This window comes from Sphingobacterium sp. xlx-96 (assembly GCF_011007365.1).
GTDB classification, from domain to species: Bacteria; Bacteroidota; Bacteroidia; order Sphingobacteriales; family Sphingobacteriaceae; genus Sphingobacterium; species Sphingobacterium luzhongxinii.
Genome location: NZ_WFKM01000009.1, coordinates 119,512 through 140,380 on the forward strand (window position 1 = coordinate 119,512; position 20,869 = coordinate 140,380).

The 20,869-nt window shown below is 47.4% G+C and carries 16 protein-coding genes; 7 read left to right on the plus strand and 9 right to left on the minus strand.

All coding sequences use genetic code 11. The features are described from left to right. The first annotated feature begins 36 nt into the window (after positions 1-36). The 4 genes from G7B20_RS12530 to G7B20_RS12545 are packed head-to-tail and all read left to right on the plus strand — an operon-like array spanning position 37 to position 6,543. Positions 37-3,426 (plus strand): TonB-dependent receptor, encoded by a 3,390-nt coding sequence (locus tag G7B20_RS12530; RefSeq protein WP_164111750.1) that lies wholly within the window; start codon positions 37-39, stop codon positions 3,424-3,426. A gap of 31 nt (positions 3,427-3,457) precedes the next feature. After that, positions 3,458-5,299: a RagB/SusD family nutrient uptake outer membrane protein gene (locus G7B20_RS12535; RefSeq protein ID WP_164111751.1), complete on the plus strand. Its 1,842-nt coding sequence runs from the start codon at positions 3,458-3,460 to the stop codon at positions 5,297-5,299. A gap of 16 nt (positions 5,300-5,315) precedes the next feature. After that, positions 5,316-5,735: a DUF5017 domain-containing protein gene (locus tag G7B20_RS12540; protein ID WP_164111752.1), complete on the plus strand. Its 420-nt coding sequence runs from the start codon at positions 5,316-5,318 to the stop codon at positions 5,733-5,735. Further along, positions 5,713-6,543, plus strand: coding sequence for a family 16 glycosylhydrolase (locus tag G7B20_RS12545; RefSeq protein ID WP_164111753.1), 831 nt, complete (start codon positions 5,713-5,715; stop codon positions 6,541-6,543). The genes G7B20_RS12540 and G7B20_RS12545 overlap by 23 nt, the downstream gene beginning before the upstream one ends. Before the next feature lie 243 nt (positions 6,544-6,786). Here G7B20_RS12545 and idi read toward each other — a convergent pair whose 3' ends face one another. From idi to G7B20_RS12590, 9 genes are all read right to left on the minus strand, one after another. Then, the gene (gene idi / locus G7B20_RS12550) at positions 6,787-7,311 is read right to left on the minus strand and encodes an isopentenyl-diphosphate Delta-isomerase (protein WP_164111754.1); all 525 of its coding nucleotides are present in this window, start codon (positions 7,309-7,311) and stop codon (positions 6,787-6,789) included. A 47-nt stretch (positions 7,312-7,358) separates the two neighbouring features. Further along, the gene (locus G7B20_RS12555; protein ID WP_164111755.1) at positions 7,359-8,048 is read right to left on the minus strand and encodes a lycopene cyclase domain-containing protein; all 690 of its coding nucleotides are present in this window, start codon (positions 8,046-8,048) and stop codon (positions 7,359-7,361) included. Then, positions 8,045-8,503: a sterol desaturase family protein gene (locus G7B20_RS12560; RefSeq protein WP_164111756.1), complete on the minus strand. Its 459-nt coding sequence runs from the start codon at positions 8,501-8,503 to the stop codon at positions 8,045-8,047. Before G7B20_RS12560 ends, G7B20_RS12555 begins: the two co-directional genes overlap by 4 nt. Before the next feature lie 2 nt (positions 8,504-8,505). Continuing rightward, the gene (locus G7B20_RS12565) at positions 8,506-9,342 is read right to left on the minus strand and encodes a phytoene/squalene synthase family protein (RefSeq protein ID WP_164111757.1); all 837 of its coding nucleotides are present in this window, start codon (positions 9,340-9,342) and stop codon (positions 8,506-8,508) included. Between the two features lie 114 nt (positions 9,343-9,456). Further along, positions 9,457-10,938: a phytoene desaturase family protein gene (locus tag G7B20_RS12570; RefSeq protein ID WP_164111758.1), complete on the minus strand. Its 1,482-nt coding sequence runs from the start codon at positions 10,936-10,938 to the stop codon at positions 9,457-9,459. 8 nt (positions 10,939-10,946) lie between these two features. Then, on the minus strand, positions 10,947-11,357 hold the full coding sequence (gene uraH / locus G7B20_RS12575) for a hydroxyisourate hydrolase (RefSeq protein ID WP_164111759.1): 411 nt from the start codon (positions 11,355-11,357) through the stop codon (positions 10,947-10,949). 39 nt (positions 11,358-11,396) lie between these two features. After that, a complete protein-coding gene (locus G7B20_RS12580) occupies positions 11,397-11,990 on the minus strand; it encodes a MarR family winged helix-turn-helix transcriptional regulator (RefSeq protein WP_164111760.1) in 594 nt (197 codons plus the stop codon). A gap of 243 nt (positions 11,991-12,233) precedes the next feature. Next, complete coding sequence (locus G7B20_RS12585) at positions 12,234-12,560, minus strand: zf-TFIIB domain-containing protein (RefSeq protein WP_164111761.1); 327 nt, start codon at positions 12,558-12,560, stop codon at positions 12,234-12,236. Positions 12,561-12,664: 104 nt separating this feature from the next. Then, the gene (locus G7B20_RS12590; protein WP_164111762.1) at positions 12,665-13,309 is read right to left on the minus strand and encodes an HdeD family acid-resistance protein; all 645 of its coding nucleotides are present in this window, start codon (positions 13,307-13,309) and stop codon (positions 12,665-12,667) included. Between the two features lie 298 nt (positions 13,310-13,607). On the opposite strand from G7B20_RS12590, the gene G7B20_RS12595 reads away from it, so the two are divergent. From G7B20_RS12595 to G7B20_RS12605, 3 genes are all read left to right on the plus strand, one after another. After that, positions 13,608-15,548: a polysaccharide biosynthesis protein gene (locus G7B20_RS12595; RefSeq protein WP_164111763.1), complete on the plus strand. Its 1,941-nt coding sequence runs from the start codon at positions 13,608-13,610 to the stop codon at positions 15,546-15,548. Positions 15,549-15,913: 365 nt separating this feature from the next. Then, complete coding sequence (locus G7B20_RS12600; protein WP_164111764.1) at positions 15,914-18,823, plus strand: SusC/RagA family TonB-linked outer membrane protein; 2,910 nt, start codon at positions 15,914-15,916, stop codon at positions 18,821-18,823. Between the two features lie 19 nt (positions 18,824-18,842). Further along, the gene (locus tag G7B20_RS12605) at positions 18,843-20,441 is read left to right on the plus strand and encodes a RagB/SusD family nutrient uptake outer membrane protein (protein ID WP_164111765.1); all 1,599 of its coding nucleotides are present in this window, start codon (positions 18,843-18,845) and stop codon (positions 20,439-20,441) included. The last annotated feature ends 428 nt before the right edge of the window (positions 20,442-20,869 follow it).

The following is a 20,869-nucleotide window of genomic DNA, read 5'->3' on the forward strand; positions in this document are numbered from 1 at the left end:
ACTGTAATATTAAAAAAGAAGATACCAGTCTAAATTATGATGAAAAACCAGATTAAAGATAAGAGCTGGATGGTGCTAAAGTATGGTCTACTGGTGCTGTCCATGTTTTTATTTGGCTTTTGGGCACAGGCAACGGCCCAACTGATCACGCTCAAACAGAGCAACAAGCGTATTGAAAAAGTGCTGGAGCAGATTACCGAAAGGTATAAGATTCATTTCCTTTACAAAGATGATCTATTGCTAAGGATGAAACCTGTGAGTATTGATGTGAAAGATGTCGAGATAGAGCAGGTGCTCCAGGGGCTATTTCGCGAGTCGGGCATTACCTACACGCGACGCAACAATAATATCACGCTGCAGCAAAGCGAAAGACCGAACAGCAAACAGGATAAAATTAAGGTAACAGGCCTGGTAACCGATAGCACAGGATCTGCTATCACGGGGGCTTCTGTAGCTTTGAAATCGAACCCGGCTATAGGTACGGCTACCGATAGAAACGGTAGATTCGTGATCGAGGTAGCGCCTAATGCGGTGCTGTGGGTCAGCTATATGGGATTTACCGGCCAGGAGCTCGTCGTAACCCAGGGCAAGGACTATAAGATCGTGCTCCTGCCGGATGCGGCGGGACTGGAGGAGGTCGTCGTTGTGGGGTTTGGCAAGCAGAAGAAAGAATCGGTGGTGAGCTCGATAGCGACGGTATCGGGGGAGACCCTCCGCGCACCCACACGCAGTCTGAGCAACAACCTGGCCGGCCAGATACCGGGACTGATCGCCGTACAGCGATCGGGGATGCCGGGCTACGACGATGCCGAATTCTGGATACGCGGCACCAGCTCTTTTGCCGGCGGCACATCGCCTCTAGTGCTGGTGGATGGGATACCGCGAAGCCTGAATGATATTGATCCCGATGAAATAGAGACGTTCTCCTTGTTGAAAGATGCCGCAGCGACTGCCGTATACGGCGCAGAAGGAGCAAACGGGGTAATACTGATCACATCTAAAAGGGGAAAGATCCAAAAAACAGCCATAGGCTACCGCGGCGAATACTCCTACTCGACACCGACCAGGGTGCCCAGGATGGCCAACTCCTTTGACTACCTCCGTATGTATAATGAAGCGCAGGTAAATGATGGGTTGCTACCGGCATTTGGCGACGACCTCTTGGACAAGTTCCGGACCAATGCCGATCCGGATCTATACCCGAGCAGCAACTGGTACGACCTGCTGCTGCGTGACAATACCTACAATACAAGACACAACCTCAACTTTAGAGGTGGTGGAGACAGAATGCGTTTTTTTGTGAATGCAGGCTTCTTTAACGAAAGTGGTCTGTTTGTGTCCTCCAAAGAGTATAACAACAACTCGAACTATAAACGCTACAACCTGCGGAGTAATATCGATATGGATGTGACCAATACAACGACCCTAAGGGTGGATCTGGCAGGGCAGTATGGGCAGGTGAACAGGCCATACTACGATCAGACCGTAATATTCGATCGCTTCTCGCGGATACCGCCGCACCTATTCCCAGCGATCTATTCGGATGGAACACTGGCGGCACACCCTTCGCAGGATAATAATAAGGTGAATCCTTACAACCAGCTGCTGGAGTACGGCTATAGAAAGGAATGGCGGTCATCCATACAGAGCCGTGTGGATATCGAGCAGAAGCTGCCCTTTCTGACACAGGGGCTACGCGCTAAAGGTACCGTGAGCTACGATGCCTATGGGGAGTTTCAGATGGCCAGGACCCGCACGCCGGAGACCTTTGTGGCTACCGGTAGGGATGATGAGGGAAAGCTGATATTTGTAAGAAAAACCAATAAGACGGCGATGGGTGAGCCCACGGAATCGAACTCGGCAGAGAAGAAAATATACCTCGAGGCCTCGCTAAATTATGACCGCGTATTTGCCGATAGACATGATGTGTCGGCTATGGTACTGACCTACCAGAAGGAAAGGCAATTGCACAATCAGGCCCTATCGTTCCGTAAACAGGCGTATGTAGGACGGGTAACCTATAGCTATAACCGGGTATACTCGATGGAAGCCAATTTTGGGATCACCGGGTCGGAGCAGTTTGCCGAAGGCAACCGCTTTGGATTCTTCCCGGCAGTAGGGCTGGCCTATGTCGTGACCAATGAGCCTTTCTTCCCAGAGCACCTCAAACGCTACCTATCTAACTTGAAGCTACGGGCATCGGTAGGACGAACAGGTAATGACGATACCGGAAGTGAGGCTAACCGATTTATATACCGTGGCCAATTTGGAGCCTATTCTTCATATCCGATAGGTATCGGGACAACAGGAAGCCTGGATAATCTAAATGGACTGACAGAAACCCGATTTGAAGCACCGATGATAGGCTGGGAAATCGAAAATAAAAGAAACTTTGGTATTGATCTGGGTTTGTTCAATAACAACCTGCAGATCACGGCAGACTACTTTCAGAATGACCGCTATAATATCTTGCTCCGCAGAAGAACAATAGTCAATGCCGCAGGATTCATGTCCAACCCTTGGCAGAACTATGGTAAGGTGCAGAATAAGGGGGTAGATGGATCGGTGACGTACAACCAGAAGCTGGGAACAGACTTTAGCATGCAGCTACGCGGTAACTTTACCTTTGCGCGTAATAAGATAACAGAGTACGATGAGGTAAAGCAGGTCCACCCTTGGATGGAGCTGACGGGCAAACGCCTCAACGGTATAAATGATGTCTATGTAGCGGATGGATTGTTTAAGGACGACGACTTTAATATATACACCGATGCAGATGGTAAAATTGCTTATCAACTGAAACAGGGCATAGCGCCATCGGAGCAGATGGCCAACCCGAAACCGGGGGATATCAGGTATAAAGACCTGAATGGGGATGGTATAGTCAACGCCTTTGACCGTATTAAAGATGCCGCAATGCCTACCGTCCCTGAGATTGTTTATGGGTTTGGAACCAGCTTTAAGTACAAAGGGGCTTTTTTGAGCCTGTTCTTTCAAGGGGCGGCCAATGTATCGACCAATCTGAACAACCAGTCGAATGCGACATTGCCTTTCCACTGGGGCTTGTTGGAGAGTAATGTGCGGGCCGAGGTACTGGAAAGTAGGTGGACTGTCCAGCAGCCGGGACAGGATGTATTCTTTCCGAGGTTGCAGACGGTGAATATGACCAATACGAATACCGGAAGTACATACTGGATCAGAGATGCCTCGTTCATAAGGCTGAAAAATGTCGAACTGGGGTATAATTTTGATATCAAAAAGTTGAATATCATAGGTATACAGTCAATACGCCTGTATGCTATGGGACAGAATGTGGCGCTGTGGGATAAAGTGAAGATGTATGACCCCGAGCTGGGAAATAGTGCAGGTGGTACCAAGTACCCGCTGCCATCGATGTGGACGGGTGGACTGGAATTGTCGTTTTAACCGGTCGGTGTAATTTTAAGAATCGTAAATCATGAACAGAACAATAATAGCTATAGCAATAGCGGCCATGCTGGCCGCATCATTTACTTCGTGTAAGAAGTTCTTGGATGTATCGGACGAGCTGGCGGAGGAGCTGGACTACGAAAAGGTGTTCAGTGAACCGGATAATTTGCGCCGGTTTCATCGCGTAGTGTATACCGGTATACCGAATACTGCCGAATTTATGCGGGAGCTTACGGGCACTGACTTGCCCTGGCCTCAGCTCACAGATGAGATCGAAAGGGCGCAAGGGGCCGACTTTAATATGGTCGCGTTCAATTCGTCGCACACCGCCTATGGGCGGTGGGATCTGTATTATAAACTGATAAGACAGGCCAACGTATTCTTGGAGCGGGCTAAAGCAATACCTAAACAGGGCGATGCAGATTACGTGTCGGATGAGGAGCTAGCTAGCTTACAGGTGGAAGCTCGTTTTTTTAGAGCCTACTACCACTACCTGCTCTTCGAACAGTATGGGCCTGTGCCGATTATGGATTATCTGGTGGATCCGAACAGCAGCAGCCAGTTGGACTTTGCTCGCAACAGCGTCGATGAGGTGGTCAAGTTTGTATACGATGAGTTGACTTTTTGCGCGGGGGCACTAAAGGACCCGAATCTGACAGATGTAAATCGCTTGGGCGTGCCAACAAGGGGGACCGCACTGGCGGTGCGTGCCCGCTTGATGATGTATGCCGCGAGCCCACTATTCAACGGGGGATATGCAGAAGCATTGCAGGTCAGGAATCCCGATGGTAAACAGCTATTCCCGGCTAAGGATAATGCGAAGTGGAATGCCGCACTGAAAGCGATGCAGGAATTTATGGACTATGCCAATACGGGCCACTATGAGCTCTTTAAAGTGATGAAGACCGATGGATCGATAAATCCAGACGAAAGCCTCTACCAGATGTTTATGAGTATGAACAAGGAGGTGATATTCGCGCGGACGAATGGCAATTTTGGAAATATATCGTCTAGGGCCGGACTGGATGGCTGGAATGTACCCCGAGGTGTCCGAAATGGGAATACAACAACTGGATACATGGCGATAACCCAGGAGCTGGTAGACGATTTTTTGATGCGGGATGGGCTGACTATCGAGGAGTCGCCGCTGTATAAGGAAACAGGATTTTCGGTGGCGGGGGATGACCCGACCGGACGTACCGATGTGGGAACCTACCGCATGTGGACCAATAGGGAACCGCGATTTTATCGTACGGTGTTCTATAACAAGCGTAAATGGCATGTAGGCAATGAAGTGGTCGCCTGGCACAGAGGTGGGAATAGCGACAACTCGTCGGGCATAGACAACGCACGTACCGGCTACCTGATGTACAAGCGCATGAGCCGTAGGGTGTACAACCTGAGCCCTAACCCTACCTCGGAATATAGACCGGCAATTATTCACCGCCTAGCGGAGTTTTATCTGCTCTATGCAGAGGCGCTCAACGAAGTGAATCCAAACGACCCCCGTATCTTGGAATACGTGGACAAGGTGAGGGAGCGGGCTGGCGTACCGGCACTCCGCACGATAAAGGCGGGTATCGTAGGTGATCAGGACGCACAACGGGAGGCTATACGACGCGAAATGCGGGTAGAACTGGCTACCGAAGGACAGCGCTACTTTGACGTGAGGCGTTGGATGCTGGCCGAAACAGATGGTTATAAGCAGGGGGGCGCGATATATGGCATGAATGTATTTGCGAATGAAGCGGGATTCTACCAAAGGACGAAAGTGGAGGACAGGGTGTTCACGAAGGCGATGTACCTGTACCCGATCCCATTGACGCAGATACAGAATAGTAAACTGTTGGTTCAGAATCCATTGTATTAAATTTAATTGTTTAGAGATGAAAAAAATGTTATTTGTTGGCCTTTTGATAGGTGTGCTTGCGGGCTGTAGCAAACAGGAGTACTCCGAGGACTGGAAGCCCGGGACGGGGGATCTGACCATTCAGGTGGATAAATCTGCCATCAAGCAATCGGAGTTTTTTACACTACAATTTGGCGGATATGCGGATAGTATACTGGTGTATGATGGTACGGTGGGCCATGAATACCGCTTTAAAGATAGGACGATGCTGGATGATAAAAAAGTGGCCCCGGATAAACCATCGCATATCGTGAAAACGAGGTTTCAGAATATGATGACGAGTTATAGACTGGGGTATAAAACCCCTGGTCAGTATAAAATGACGGTGCTGGGCAAAGATGTGGATGGAAAGGAAATGGCCAAAACAGAACGGGATGTCACGATACAGGTCAATTAGGCTATCCGCGATAGGCCTAATAGCGATGGTGTTGCTGGTGGGTATGCCCCTGCGTGGGCTGTCCCAGATGGAGGGCCGCAAAGACCGAAGCATAATAGAAAATCCAGGGCTGAAGGTGGACGATTTTATCGGTCAGTATGCGTTGTGCTGGTGGGATGATTTTGAAGGGGAGGTATTGGACACAATAAAATGGAAATATCGCGCAGAAGGATCGAAAAGAGGGTTTGCAACGGTGTCGAGAGAAACTATAGCACTGGACGGAAAGGGAAATCTGATCTTACAGACCCTAAAAAAGGACGGTAAATACTACGTGGGACAGGTGACTACTGATGGAATATTTGCGCAGAAATTTGGTTATTTTGAATGCCGTGCCCAGGTGAATAAATACTTGGGCACGCACTCAGCATTTTGGCTCCAGACCAATACGATGACTAAAGAGAATAATGATCCTTGGAATAATGGAACGGAAATAGACATCTTTGAGTACCATAGAAACACTCCGGATAAAGTGCACCATAACCTGCACTGGAATGGATATGGTGCAGGACATAAAAATGTGGGGCTGGCATTGCCCGCTCCAGGGGTGGATAAAGGGTATCATACTTTTGGTCTGTTATGGACGGAAAAAGAGTATGTCTTCTTTGTTGATGGCGTGGAAACGTGGCGCACTTCGGAGGCGCTATCTAATATCGCGGAGTATATTATCTTGAGTACGGAGCTGACGGGGTTTGGCGGGAATCACCTTCACGCTAACTATCCGGACAGCATCTTGTTTGATTATGTAAAGGTGTATCGGCTGAAAGGGTAATCATGGCAATTTTGGTGTAGACTACAGTTGCCGGTTCTCGCCCCACAGCCGTACGCTGAACCAGCGTATATCGAATAATACGCACGAGTTGCGGTATAGGGTGGGGGATAAGGATGCTGTAGTAGCCCCGATAGTCCGGAATACGATAGTAGTGAAGTTGGGTAAAAAGGATTCTACTGTGAATAGCTATAGAAAAAGGCTTAGCTCGGGAATTGAGCTAAGCCTTTTTTTGTTGGAAGCGTTTTATATTTTGATGACTGATTTGAGGACCAGCTCGGAAAAGGCCTGCCTAAACCATACCGTATACCTGCGGGGATGCTCCAACAGATCGATGATGATAGCGGCGGGGCGCATCCACTTATAGTCCTGCACTTCGAGGGGATGGGGGGTAGGGGTCTGGTTCGAATGGCCTATAAATATATGGTCCAGCTCGTGCTCTATCAGGTAGTTCTCTACGGGTTCGTTATAGACGAAAGAGTAAAGGTGGCGGAGCTCGCAGCGTATGCCCATCTCGTACTCCAGGCGCTCGAGTGCTGCGCAATGGATGTCCTCGTCCAGCTGGGGGTGCGAACAGCAGGTATTGGTCCATAGACCGCCGCCGTGGTATTTGGAGTCGGCACGTTGCTGCAGCAGAAGCTCGCCCTGCGCATTAAATATAAATACAGAAAAGGCCCGGTGCAGCAGGCCTTGCTCGTGGGCAAGTAGCTTGTCCATCTCCCCTATTGTCTGATCATGCTCGTCTACGAGTACAACTTTGTTTCTGTCCATTGGTAATGTTTTTGTTTTTTTTATTGTGGAATAAAGGGTGATCCGCACTATACGTCGGACTTTTTGAATCTTTTGAAGAAATACAGTACCAGCAAGAACTGGCTATAGCCGTATACGGCGTCTTCGATCGGTATACTGAGTATGCGGATACCGAGAAACTCCTCGGGGTTGTAATTTACGATAGGCGAAGGAAGGCCTGTGCCCGTGAGCACACCGTTGACCGGGAAAAAGCCCAGCATAAGGCAGCTGAATACGAACGATGCTTTGCCGATCCAGTCTGCCCGCTTAATGAAATGCAGGTAGACCAGCGTTAAAATAGTCACCACCGCTGTCAGATGGGTATACATGCGATCCTGGTATACTAAAGCGACGACGGCGCAGATGATGACGCTCACAAATACGATAAGATTGTTGAAGCCCTGGAGCCAGGCCAGCTGGTAATACTTGTCTACGCAGTAGTAGGTAAATATGCAGGAGAACGGGATAAAAATGAAAAAGAGCCATTCTTCGATGGGGAGCCCCGCGAGGCGGAATCCCAGGGTATAGGAGCTGTCAAACCACCATACCCCCTGAGCGGTAAACCAGATGTCCCAGGCAATAAACGGAAGGGCAACAAGAGCCGAAGCCTTGAGGAACGCAGCAAAGTGTAAATGGAACGGAATACGCTTATCAAAAGAGGCTACAAAGCAGATGATAACGGTAAAAAATAAGACGAGGGCGTAGGTATAATGCATCATCGGGGACTGTTTTTAAAATACATCTTGAAATATTTGATGGGCACGTACAGGAAGCCGAAGCACTCGCCGTGGTATTTGCCGGTGTGTCGGTGGTGCTGCTTGTGTGCACGTCGAAGGGCTAAAAAGTAGGGGTTGCGCGTGCGTGTGAAATATTGGAGACGCTGATGGATAAAAATATCGTGCACGAAGAAATAGGCCATGCCGTAAAGCATGATGCCCAGGCCGATGTAGAAAAGGTAGCTGATGCCATCCATCGTGCCTACATACAGCAGGGCTATCGTAGGTAGGGCAAAAATGACAAAGAAATAGTCGTTTTTCTCTAAAGGGCCCTCGGTACTGTGGTCGTGATGGTCGCGGTGCAAAAACCATAGGAAGCCGTGCATGACGTATTTGTGGATCAGCCAGGTGGCGCCTTCCATAAGCGTAAAGGTGGCAAGGGTGATGAGTATGTTCATGGCTATAAATAGGCAGTTTTGTAACGTAAATAACTTTTTAAGGCTACGAATGCTTTTTGTGTATCCGGAATGCGTACCCGGCTGTGCAGGATGTCCTGCGAAGACTTTTTCTTGATCTTACGGAACAGCGATAGGTAGTATTTGTAGGCCAGGTATACCCCAAACATAGCGCAGTGCGGTAGCCGCTTGATGCCGACCAGGGCCTCGCGAAACTCGGCTTCGATCTCTTGCTCGATCTGGCACTTGACCGTATTGTCAAATACGGCCATATCGATATTGGGGAAATAGGTGCGCCCCAGGATGTGGTAGTCCTCTTTGAGGTCACGTAGGAAATTTATTTTTTGGAAGGCCGATCCCAGCTTCATCGCATAGGGCCTGAGCTCCTGGTACTGCGCTGTATCGCCCTTGGTAAACACCTGAAGGCACATCAGCCCGACCACCTCCGCCGATCCAAAGATGTACTCTTGGTACAGCGATGGGCTGTAGTCCAGCTGCTGTAGGTCCATCTCCATACTGTGCAGGAACTGATCGATCAGGGTATGGTCGATCTGGTAGCGGCGTACGGTCTCCTGAAAGGACTGTAAGATGGGATTGAGCGATATGCCCTCTTCAAGGGCTACTGCCGTCTCTACCTTCAGCCTGCTGAGCAGGCGCGCTTTGTCGTAGCCATGAAAACTGTCTACAATCTCGTCGGCCAGGCGTACGTAGCCGTAGATGGCGTAAATGGCGCTGCGGATAGAGGGCTTGAGGGCTAAGATACCCAGGGAAAAACTGGTGCTGTATTTCTGCGTGGTGATCTTGCTTACTGCGTACGAAAGATCGTCAAATAGCTGTTTCATAGCGGGTTGGTTTGTTTTTTAATGGGCCTGTGGAATATCCGGATATACCCTGCTGCAAATGCTGTGCAGGGGGCTTCGTATGCATCGTACTCGTCAAGTTGCTACATGGATATCTCATAATACCTGGGTTTTAAGTTTATGGACTTCATGGGCTACTATCTTGCCGGATATGATGGACGGTGGTACACCGGGGCCAGGTACCGTGAGCTGGCCGGTATAAAAAAGGTTCTTGAGCTGTTTGTTGCGGATTTTGGGCTTTAACACGGCGGTCTGGCTTAGCGTATTGGCCAGGCCATAGGCATTGCCCCCGTAGGCGCTGTAGTCGGCTATAAAGTCGCTTACGCAATAGCTACGCTGGTAGACAATCTGTGAACGTAGATCGGTCAGTCCCGCGTGCCGCTCGATACGGGCCAGCATCTTGTCCAGGTACTGCTCGCGAAGCGACTCCCCGTCCTGTATACCGATGGCCAGGGGCATCAGTAAAAACAGGTTCTCGGCACCGGAGGGTGCTACCGATGGGTCGGTCCTTGAAGGACAGCAGACGTAAAATAACGGGTTTTCCGGCCATTTTTGCGCGCCATAGATATTGTCGATGTGCGCATCGAGATCATGCTCAAAAAATAGGGTATGATGCTTGAGCTGGGGTATCGCTGTATGGATGCCCAGGTAGTAGATCAGACTGGATGGCGCGAAGGTGCGCTGCTGCCAATAGGCCTCGGTATAGTTTTTTTGACTATCCTCGAGCAGGGTCTCCGTATGGTGGTAGTCGGATGAGGCAATAACGGCATCGAAGCGACGTATTGTGCCATTTATCGTCAAAGAGCTCACCCGGTCGCTACTGGTATTTATCTTTTGGACGGTATGGCCAAAGTGAAAACGGGCACCCTGTGCCTCTGCTACCTTTTGCATGGCTAATACCAACTGGTAGAAGCCGCCCATGGGATAATGGGTGCCGAGGCCATAGCCGCCATAGTTCATCAGGCTGTAAAGGGCCGGGATGTTTTTGGGGGATGCACCCAGGAATATTACCGGAAACTCCATCAGCGTACGGAGCTTGGGATTTTTGAAATACCGGGCCACATAGGTCCTGAAATCGGTGAGTAGATCCAACTTTAAGGCGCTTTTGGCAATCTTGGGCGATATAAACTCCAGCCAGCTGTGGGATGGTTTGTTGACGAAGTCTTGCATGCCTACTTCGTACTTGAACTGGGCAGACTGCATGAATTTTTCAAACTGGGCGCCAGCCCCCGGTTCCAGCTGTTCGAACAGCGATCGTAGTTCGGCTATATGGGATGGCACTGCCAGCGGCGTATCCTGGAATACCATTTCGAACTGTGGATCTAAGGGTACCAGCTCGAAAAAATCGGAAGCCTGGTAGCCGAAATCACTAAAAAAACGCTCCATGATGTCGGGCATCCAGTACCAACTGGGGCCCATGTCGAATACAAATCCTTCGTCCGTACGGAACTGCCGCGCCCGCCCGCCCGGCTGGTCATGCCGCTCGAAGACATGGACTTCATGGCCTGCCTGAGCGGCATATGCCGCTGCAGACAGCCCGGAAAACCCAGAACCTATGATTGCTATTTTCTTCTTCATAATCCAGTCTAGTTGCCTTTGTAGGTGGCGTAGCCATAAGGGCTGATCGTAATTGGGACATGGTAATGCGCCTGGTCTTTGATCGCAAAGACAACCGCTACAAAGGGATAAAAACTATCACCGCCATGTTTTGTGAAGTAGGGATAGGTCTCAAAAATAAGTTTGTACGTCCCTTTGTTGTCTTTCGCCTCATCATAAGGTAGGAAATCGCCGACCCGGCCATTGGCGTCGGTCTTTTTGACGCTGACAGGCTCCCATTGATTTTTATCGTTTAATTTTTCCAGTTTAATGACCACATCGGCCGCAGGCTGTCCCGTAGTTATGTTGAGTATATGGCTGGATAGTTGGTGGCTTTTTGACTGGCCGTAGGCTAACGCGCATACCACCAGTAATGTAAATGTACTTATTATAGTTTTCATTGTTGAAATGTGTTTTTAGTTTATAAATTGTTCTTTTGTCTATTTTTGATTTAAATGGATATGGAAATCGTTGAGCTTGTTCAGCAGCCGGGTAAGCTCGGAAAGCTCGGTAACGGAAAGATCGCCGCCTATAATATTGGACAGCTTGCGCATCTTTTCGAGGTGTTGATCCAGCACGCTGCTACCCGCTGCGGTCAGGAAAATCAATTTGCTCCGCCTATCGGCAGCCGAATTCTCTTGTGCCACCCAGTTCTTGGCGATAAGCCGGTTGATCGTCAACATGCCGACGGGCTTGTCGTGGCCCAACGTATTGATCAGCGCCGTCTTGGTAGTCTTGCCGGATAAATTAATATGTAAAAGGTATAAAAAGTCATTTTGACTCGAAAAATCGGAGTCTGAAACGGTGACCCGTGAATAAATACCCGCTATCTTTTTTATTAAGACCAACAGTTCTATCCTGTCTTTTGCCAGATCATCGGTATCGGCACTGGCCGTCGTTCCGGTAGATAAGGCATAGTCTTCGTAAACCCATTTTTTAAAGCCCTGTATCGTAGCGTCGTAAGAGGACTCTGCGTTGGCAGATTCGAAATCTTTTACGAGGTCAATAATATTATTAATCATATTATAATGCATAAGTAGCCTTATTTAGAATACAAGTATACTAAAATATTTTATATTAGTAAAAAAGTAAACTAAATAAACGAATTTGGTATCTTAATATACTATGTGTAGCGGGATAGGGGAATAAGGGCTCTACGACGCCAAAGTAAGGGAGGTATAAATGGAACTGTTTATTGGCGTCGTAGAGCGCTAGGGGGGCTGTCGCCCGGCTACTTGCGAAGGGGCATGGGTGAGATCTTGAAACGGCTGCGCCTGTTAATCAAAATCAAAGAAATCGGAAAGAAAGGATTTCTTTTTTCGAGGGTACTGCTGGTTGTAGTCTCGGCTATCCTTATGGTCTCTGCTGTCGCGATGATCGCGGTGCTGGTGCCGATCGGAGCGGTCGTAGTGGCTGTCGCGCGGACGCTCTTCATAGCGTGGTGCGGCTGCTGCTGGCGCTTGGCTCTGTGCTGCGGCATAATCCATAAGTTTGTCGAGCTCGCCTTTGTCCAGCCAGATGCCTCGGCAGCTCGGGCAGTAATCGATCTCGACCTGATGACGCTCGGTCATGAGTAATGTTTCGTTGCAATTGGGACACTTCATAGTTTTATTTTTTTTAAATAAATAGTCTAACAAATCAAACGGCAAGCTAAGGATTTTGGTTTGTTCTCCCGCTCGCCGTGCTGAAATTTTACCGTTTTTTAACGTTAGGCTCCTCCTTTATGCTGTCTGTGGAACTCATCTTTTAGACTTTGGTACTTTTCTTTCCACGCTGCCGACATGTTGGAATATTTGTTCTTTAGGTTTTTCAGCTGGAAGGCTAATAAGCAGGCCGAGAATCCGACCGCCGTGATGGCGAGTCCTGTCCATATGACCAAGGAAAGCCCTGCAAAGGCCGGGTTCCAGAGCAGGATAAAGCTGAAAATCAGTCCCAATACGGCCCAGGCAGTCATCCAGCCCCAATTCTTGCTGCCGTAATTTTTCAGATCGAAAGAGAAGGACATAAGCTGTATCGATCGGAACATCACGTAAAAGCCGACAATAAAGCTCAACGTGGCAGCGGATAACAGCGGATTGCTGAAAAGCAGTATGCCGAAGAGCGTGTACAGGATACCTCCGGTAAGGTACCAGCCCCAGCCTTCGATCTCCCGCTTGTTTTGTACAGCGAAAATAATCTCAAGTACCCCGGAAATAATAAAGGACCAGGAAAAAAGAAATGTTAACGCCAGAAAAGAAGCTAGGGGCGTGCTGATGGTGTAAAAACCCAATAGGATCAATAGTACCCCGATGATCAAGGGGATGTACCAGTGTTTTACCGAGTTTTGGATCGTTTTGAAAAATGTGTGTTGCATATCTGTGTTGTTTAAGGTATTAAATTAACAAAAAAGGAGGCTATAGGTTTTGTTAATACGCCATGGAATCTAATTGGATAATGGATAAGTTACGATAAATAATACAAATCGGATTGAATGTTTTTTATATCTTGCGTACTATTCGGACTTAATTATATTTTGTTTTCTGTTTTTTGGTATCTTTTTTGTTTAGTTAAATGGTGTTAATCCAGAATAACTGAAAATTAATCAAGGAGATATCTGTAACCAGCACTCCTGTGGGAGTGGACTGGGTGAAACTTAGTTTGTTGTATACTACATGATAGATATTTGGAGAGAAGGACTGCGGATGAACAAGCCGCGCTGGGTGATCCTATTGATCGACCTGCTGTTAATGGCTGGAGCATTTGTCCTGAGTTATGTGTTGATCTTTAAAGAGCGTAATGGAATAACGACGCATAATCTGGTGAATCTGCTGGATCGTATGCTGGGGCAGCTGGCTGTCGTGGGAATGATCTACTTGCTGTGCTTTCTGGGTTTTCAGACCTATCGTTCGGTGATACGCCGTACGGGGATCCGTGACCTGCAACAGGTGTCGATCACGGTATTTACAGCATTAGCGCTGGTCGAAGTGGTAACGCATCTGATTCATTGGAAAATTGAGTTTCTTCCTTTTATGCGGTATATACTGCCTTTTTCGGATACGCAATTGCTCTTTCATGCGTTTATCACTGGTTTTAGTATGTCGTTTGCACGGGTGCTCTATCGGGCGCTATACCACGAACTGTTATGGAACCGTAAGGACAACCGTATCCCGGTGATCTTGTTCGGGGCGGGCAATATGGGGAATACAACGTTTAATTTTATCCAGTCGACCTCTCGGAACAAATACCGTATCGTAGCGATAATGGACGATAACCCAACGCGTATCGGCAAACGGTTGCAGGGATTTAAGATCCATGATGTCTCTAAATTGAATAAGGAGTTTGTACAGCAATATGGAAATGCGCATGAACTGATCATCGCGACAGACCGTAATGTGCCGGAACGCCTACAGCGGGTCGTAAAATTGGCAGAGCCTATTCCTTTGATTGTCAAGATAATACCGGATAGTGCGCGTCTGATGGCCGGTGAGGTGGCTACCCGGCAGATCCGTAGCTTGCGCATAGAGGATTTGTTGGGGCGTAAGGCCATCGATCTGGATAACCCGGAAATACAGCAGGAAATGTGCGATAAGGTGGTCTTGATAACTGGAGGGGCTGGATCTATCGGGGCTGAGCTGGTAAGGCAGATCGGACGTACTGGCTGTTCAAAATTGATTGTGCTGGACCAGGCGGAATCTGCGCTATATGAGGTACAGCAAGAACTGCAGCGTTATAAGGGAAGCGATCGCTTCGTATTTATTGTGGGGAATATCCGTAATGAGGCTTTCATGCGCCGTGTTTTTGAGAAGTATAGTCCGCAGTATGTATTCCACGCGGCAGCGTACAAGCATGTCCCGCTGATGGAGGAAAACCCTTATGAGGCGGTAATGACAAACGTTTGGGGATCATGCAACGTGGCCCTGCTGGCCGATCGGTATGGCGTGGAGAAATTTGTGATGGTCTCGACAGATAAGGCGGTAAATCCGACGAATGTCATGGGAGCAACGAAGCGGGTGGCTGAGATAATCGTGTCCTGCATAAATAAAGATTCTAAAACCAATTATATCGTGACACGCTTTGGTAATGTGCTGGGATCGAATGGCTCGGTAATCCCATTGTTTGAAAAGCAGATGCTCAAAGGGGGGCCGCTGACTATTACGCATCCGGATATTACGCGTTACTTTATGACTATTCCTGAGGCTTGTCAGCTGGTGCAGGAAGCGGGGGTGATGGGCGCAGGAGGGGAGGTCTTCGTGTTTGATATGGGCCAGCCGGTAAAAATCATGGATCTGGCCAAGCAGATGATCCGCCTAAAAGGCTACAGCCACCCCGAGGATATCGATATCAAGGTGGTAGGGCTGCGCCCGGGTGAAAAAATATTTGAAGAGCTCCTGGCAAATGGAGAAACTACCGAAAAGACCCATCACGAGAAGATTATGATAGCCAAGGTCAATACCGATGATCTGGAGCTTAAAAGGCTGAAGATCGAGCTGTTGTGCAATCTCGTAAAGACGGCAGATCCGGAAGAGCATAAGATGGAACTGGTACGGCTTATCAAAGAGATCGTGCCGGAGTTTAAATCGCAGAACTCGGTGTTTGAGCGATTGGACAGCTAAGCTCGATCGTGTCAAAAGAAACTCCCGATAGATAGGCTACAAAATAGTGTACCACCTAAAAAATTTATGATAACAGGCTGATAATAAACTAACGAATCGTATTAAAAGAAGTTTTTTTTTATTTCGAAATCGAAAGTCATGGCCTTTTTTTTCTTTTTTTTGTTACGATACCTTTCATAATTAATAATTTCTTAACATAGGCAGCGAAATGCTTTGTAAGGGATTTAAACTGCTTTTTATGCTATTTTGCTGCTTTTTTTTCATTTAGATTTTAAAGCTTATGGTTTTTGTTTGTTGTTTTTTTTAATAAAGTTGGTTAACTATGCACAAGAATTCCTAAATATTAAAAACAATTTAAAAACTAAATGAAAGCAATTTTACTTTTTTTTAACCTACTTTGCTTTACGACCTGGTCGCTGGCACAGACGGGTGCAGGGCTGACAGGACGGGTCAAAGATAACCTGAACCGACCCGTAGCTAATGCTTCTATTTTGATCAAAGGGTCAAACGTGGGGACGGAGACAGATGCGGGGGGAAACTTTGACCTAAAGTCGAATTCGTCGGCTGTAACGCTGATCATCTCTGCGGTGGGCTATGAAACGCAGGAAATCGTGATTAGGGACTTTTCGAAAACGGTCAATGTCATCCTGGAGGAAGCGCAGCTAGGGCTCGATGAAGTCGTAGTGATGGGCTATAATAAGGTGGATAGGCAGCACGTGGCCTCGTCGGTAGGTCAGTTGGATATGGAGCAGACCAAGTCCAGGCCCATTATGAAAATGCAACAGGCATTTAGCGGAACTATACCTGGGGTGACTATGATGCAGGGCAACTCGCTGCCGGGAAGTACCTTTGGTAGTATCAATATCCGTGGTGTCAGTACGCTGCAGAATGCGGAGCCTCTAGTCATCGTAGACGGAATGGAAATGGATATATCGGACCTAGATCCCAATCAGATAAAGAGTCTGACCGTATTGAAGGATGCGGCTTCGGCCTCCATGTATGGATCGAGAGGGGCCAATGGGGTTATTATTATTGAGACGGAAAGAGGGACTACAGGTAAGTTTAAAGTCAATCTGAATGCTTGGTCTGGATTTAATAAAGCCATAGATCTGCCTCAATTTGTAAATGCAGAAAACTATATGCGCCTCAATAATGAGGCTAGCGGATACCAGGGACAGTCGCTGTCCTACTCGGATGCTGATATCGCTAGGGCACAGTCCGGTGACATAAAGTCGGTAGACTGGTTGAAGGAAGTCATGCAGCGTACGTCTATGGCCCATAACCAATCCGCCAATGTATCGGGCGGTGGTGGTGTGGGGACCTTCAACCTGATGATGGGGCACCTGCGCGAAACAGGCCTCAATGCGATCGAAGGATCACAGAAATTTACGGCACGCTTCAACACGAATGTCAATATCGCAAACAAATTTGTGCTATTGGCGGATTTTTACGCGCAACGCCTCCAAAATGACCGTCTCTTGCAGAATGACGATGGTAACGGTCTCTATAAAGTCGCTTGGCGCATGAATCCAACCCAACAGGTATACTACGATAGTGGGCTGCCAGAGCATTATATATTGCACAATGACCTGAATCCGGTAGCGCGTATCAACCGAGGGGGAATCAAGAACTATATGCACGACAAAAGTGTAATAAATCTACGCCCGCGCTATAATATAACCGATAAACTGAATATTGAAGGAAATGTCTCGTATATGGTCAGTAAATCGGCCAATAAGGAAGAAGTAAAATCTTTTAGATACCTTGACGAAAACGGTAAACCGATACAGATCGTGTCGAACAAAGTGGATGCCTCTCAGGGGGTGAGTGAAAGCCAATTGACGGCTCGTGCACTACTCAATTATACCAACTCCCTGCGTGGCGGAAAAGATAAAATCTACTTTACGGCAGGTACCGAGGTGATGGATCTGACTTATACCAGCTATAAGCAGATATCGAAGGCTTCGTTTTTTGGAAAGCTGAACTATGCATTCGATAATCGTTATATCCTAGAGGCTACTGGCCGTGCAGATGGTAGTAGTAAGTTTGCACCAGGGCATAAATGGGGATTTTTCCCTTCGGCAGCGGTAGCATGGAATATCCACAACGAGAACTTTATGCAAGGACTGAAGGATGCTAAGGTATTGTCTAATCTGAAACTGAGAGGATCATACGGGCTGATCGGTAACGAGAATGTAGACCCTTACCTTTGGGAGGAAGTGGTGAATAATTATGGATGGACGATGCGGGTGCCAAATCCTGATTTCTCCTGGGAAAAGCAAAAGCAATGGAATGTGGGGGTAGATGTGACTACGTTGAAAGATCGGTTGACATTAACCGCTGAGCTGTATGATAAATTCTCTTATGATCTGATCTATTCCAAATTTCCGGTACCTCCACTTACGGGATCGCACTCATTGACGACTGCAGTGAATATCGGGGAGGTGCGCAACAAGGGGGTAGAACTATCTGCAAACTGGAGCGATAAAATCGGAAATGTAACTTACAGTATCGGTGGTGCGTTCTTCGATAATAACAACGAGGTATTGAAAGCAGGATATAAGGATAGCGACACCTTGGTCTTTACAGATAATACAGACAAAATATGGTACAAAGGAATCGCTATAGACAACTATTATGGATTCCAGACTAATGGTTTTTTTAGGGACGCCGACGATGTAGCGAATACGGCAGCTAAAATGGCAAATACACTGCCTGGAGATATTAAGTATGTGGATCAGAATGGCGACGGTATCATCAATGATGCGGACCGCGTCTATCTTGGAGACCCATCGCCGCGCTATAACTACAATGTCAATATGAGTCTGAAATATAAGGGCTTTGACTTTAGTATGGTGGGACAAGGCGTAGGTAAACGTACGGCGAGAATAAGCGATCAAGAGGGCTATCCGGTATTGGTGGACGGTAATACAAACGCATTAGGTGCTCCTAGACAGTATTATGCGGATAATCGCTGGACACCTGAAAACCAAAACAGTAGATTCCCAAGGGTATGGACCGGGACAAGTACGAATGCGTACCTGAGTGATGTGTGGATCGGTAATGCGGCTTACTTTCGTATCAAGGTGCTGCAACTGGGCTATACGGTCAAGAAAATTGGAAAGGCATTCCACAATACGAGGGTATATGTCAATGCACAGGATGCCATTACCTTTACGAAATGGGAAGGCCTAGAGCCTGAAAGAAATGGTGGCGGTGGTAACTATCCGCGTATGGCGACGTATACCATTGGTGTATCTACTTCTATATTTTAAAAGTTAAAGATTGAGAAAGATGAAAAAATCGAATCTATTCTATATTATACTGGCATCGGCTACATTGTCGCTCACAGGTTGTGAGAAGTTCCTGGACAAGACCGACCCTACTGCGACTGATTTTGTGGAATTTTTTAATACCGAGGCCGATGTGCTAAGGGTACTCTACAGTAGTTATATGGATCCGTTTTCGCACGGCACTTATAGACACATCTTGTTCTATATGGAAGATGGAAAGTCGGACAATGCGTATAGCCGTATATCGGGCGATAGGCATCAGCAGGTAGCTAATGGTAATATCAACTCGAATACCGAACCGTTCTTGTTCTACTATCAATTGCATATGAAGCACTTGGGCCGTCTCAATACCTTTATCGCGAGTATGGATGTGCCGTATATGGAAGATGAAGCGTTGCGCAGTAGGTATAAATCTATATTTGAGGCATTGCGTTGCTGGCACTATTTTAAGCTCACGAGCCGCTGGGGAGATGTCCCGTTCCACCTGGAACCAGCCGACCTCGGCTCGGCTCTGCAGCCGACGAAGACAAAAGAAGAGATATTGGAAATATTGTTTCCGCTTGCGGAGGAGATTGCCAATAGATTGCCTAAAGAAATATATACGACAAACGCCTACCTTTTTAATCAATATTCGTTTAAAGCGCTGATTATGCGCTATGCATTGATCAATGGACGCTATGAATTGGCTGCTAGACTCGCCAAAGAGGTGATGGATGGAGGGCTATATGAGCTACATGGAAAATACGGTGATATGTTTAACTATAAAGCCGATAAGACGAATAAGGAATTTGTGATGCGCTTTGATCGCGACAGTAGATCGGGAGGAAGTATTACATTCAATGTCATGGCGCCGCAGTCGAAAACGGGGCATGGACAATCTTATCTAGTGCCTCTTAAGGCATTGGTAGATGCTTACTGGACAAAACAGGGAAGGCCGATCGATGCTTGTCCATTGCATACAAAAGAGGAATACGAACTGAATCCTAAACTGAACCGAGACCCGAGACTGGCGGAAAGTATATTTATGCACGGGGATACATTCAACGGTGAAAAACTGGATATCTATGATCCAAGTACATCGGTATACCACGAGAAGGCTAGAGCGGGTAAGTCGGGATTTTGGTTCAAGAAATGGGTAGACCAAGCCGATGCGGCCAAATCATCCGGTAATATGGATGTTGGTTTCTTGCGCTATGCGGAGGTATTGCTGACCTATGCGGAAGCTAAGATCATGATGAATGATGTGGATGACCTCGCTAAAAAATGTATCAATGATGTACGGCGTAGAGCAGGATTGGACATGAGTGTGGCGGATGTGACACTGACTGCCAAGTCGCAACAGCAGTGGATCGATCTGATACGGAACGAGCGCCGTACGGAATTTGCGGGTGAAGGCTTGCGCTATGATGATATCCTGAGATGGAAAATAGCAGAACAGGTGATGAACCAACCGGCAATGGGACACAGTAGATTGGTAGATGGCAAGGTGGAGACGCTGAAGGTGGAAGACCGATCCTTTAAGGATAATAACTACCTGTGGCCATTCCATGAGAATAGCCTCCGCGTAGAACCGGCCCTCAAGCAAAATCCAGGCTATTAATAGTTTAATGGATACGAATATGAAAACGCCCACCTTGGTAAAAGGTGGGCGTTGTTTTTTTTATTATCCGTTGAAAGTAAATGGTTTGGGGGCTGCCTGAATTAGTAAAAAAATAGCTCGATAAAAAATGGCTTAATAATTGTATAAGGTTGCACATTAAAAAGATAGAACTAAGCTTAATATTAGAGAAAGTTCCGGTTTTGTCGGAACTTGCAGGCGCCGGTAGTACATCGACGCCTGCTTTTTTTTGCTCGATAAAATCCGCAGTTGAACCAAATGGGGCTAATTTGTTCTCCGGTAATGGAATTCAAGAAAAGAATGCATTTCTTTCTACCCCGTTGGCGTAAATGTAGAGCGGTAATTTATTCCTTAACATTGGGCTAACATTGGAGTGGTATCTTTGGCGCAGATTGGATTTTTAGATAAAT

What these genes read in the sequence shown, in the direction of transcription:
- G7B20_RS12530 (WP_164111750.1), top strand. Translation starts at nt 37, where the DNA reads ATGATGAAAAACCAGATTAAAGATAAGAGCTGGATGGTGCTAAAGTAT.
- G7B20_RS12535 (WP_164111751.1), top strand. Translation starts at nt 3,458, where the DNA reads ATGAACAGAACAATAATAGCTATAGCAATAGCGGCCATGCTGGCCGCA.
- G7B20_RS12540 (WP_164111752.1), top strand. Translation starts at nt 5,316, where the DNA reads ATGAAAAAAATGTTATTTGTTGGCCTTTTGATAGGTGTGCTTGCGGGC.
- G7B20_RS12545 (WP_164111753.1), top strand. Translation starts at nt 5,713, where the DNA reads ATGTCACGATACAGGTCAATTAGGCTATCCGCGATAGGCCTAATAGCG.
- idi (WP_164111754.1), bottom strand. Translation starts at nt 7,311, where the DNA reads ATGGACAGAAACAAAGTTGTACTCGTAGACGAGCATGATCAGACAATA.
- G7B20_RS12555 (WP_164111755.1), bottom strand. Translation starts at nt 8,048, where the DNA reads ATGATGCATTATACCTACGCCCTCGTCTTATTTTTTACCGTTATCATC.
- G7B20_RS12560 (WP_164111756.1), bottom strand. Translation starts at nt 8,503, where the DNA reads ATGAACATACTCATCACCCTTGCCACCTTTACGCTTATGGAAGGCGCC.
- G7B20_RS12565 (WP_164111757.1), bottom strand. Translation starts at nt 9,342, where the DNA reads ATGAAACAGCTATTTGACGATCTTTCGTACGCAGTAAGCAAGATCACC.
- G7B20_RS12570 (WP_164111758.1), bottom strand. Translation starts at nt 10,938, where the DNA reads ATGAAGAAGAAAATAGCAATCATAGGTTCTGGGTTTTCCGGGCTGTCT.
- uraH (WP_164111759.1), bottom strand. Translation starts at nt 11,357, where the DNA reads ATGAAAACTATAATAAGTACATTTACATTACTGGTGGTATGCGCGTTA.
- G7B20_RS12580 (WP_164111760.1), bottom strand. Translation starts at nt 11,990, where the DNA reads ATGCATTATAATATGATTAATAATATTATTGACCTCGTAAAAGATTTC.
- G7B20_RS12585 (WP_164111761.1), bottom strand. Translation starts at nt 12,560, where the DNA reads ATGAAGTGTCCCAATTGCAACGAAACATTACTCATGACCGAGCGTCAT.
- G7B20_RS12590 (WP_164111762.1), bottom strand. Translation starts at nt 13,309, where the DNA reads ATGCAACACACATTTTTCAAAACGATCCAAAACTCGGTAAAACACTGG.
- G7B20_RS12595 (WP_164111763.1), top strand. Translation starts at nt 13,608, where the DNA reads ATGATAGATATTTGGAGAGAAGGACTGCGGATGAACAAGCCGCGCTGG.
- G7B20_RS12600 (WP_164111764.1), top strand. Translation starts at nt 15,914, where the DNA reads ATGAAAGCAATTTTACTTTTTTTTAACCTACTTTGCTTTACGACCTGG.
- G7B20_RS12605 (WP_164111765.1), top strand. Translation starts at nt 18,843, where the DNA reads ATGAAAAAATCGAATCTATTCTATATTATACTGGCATCGGCTACATTG.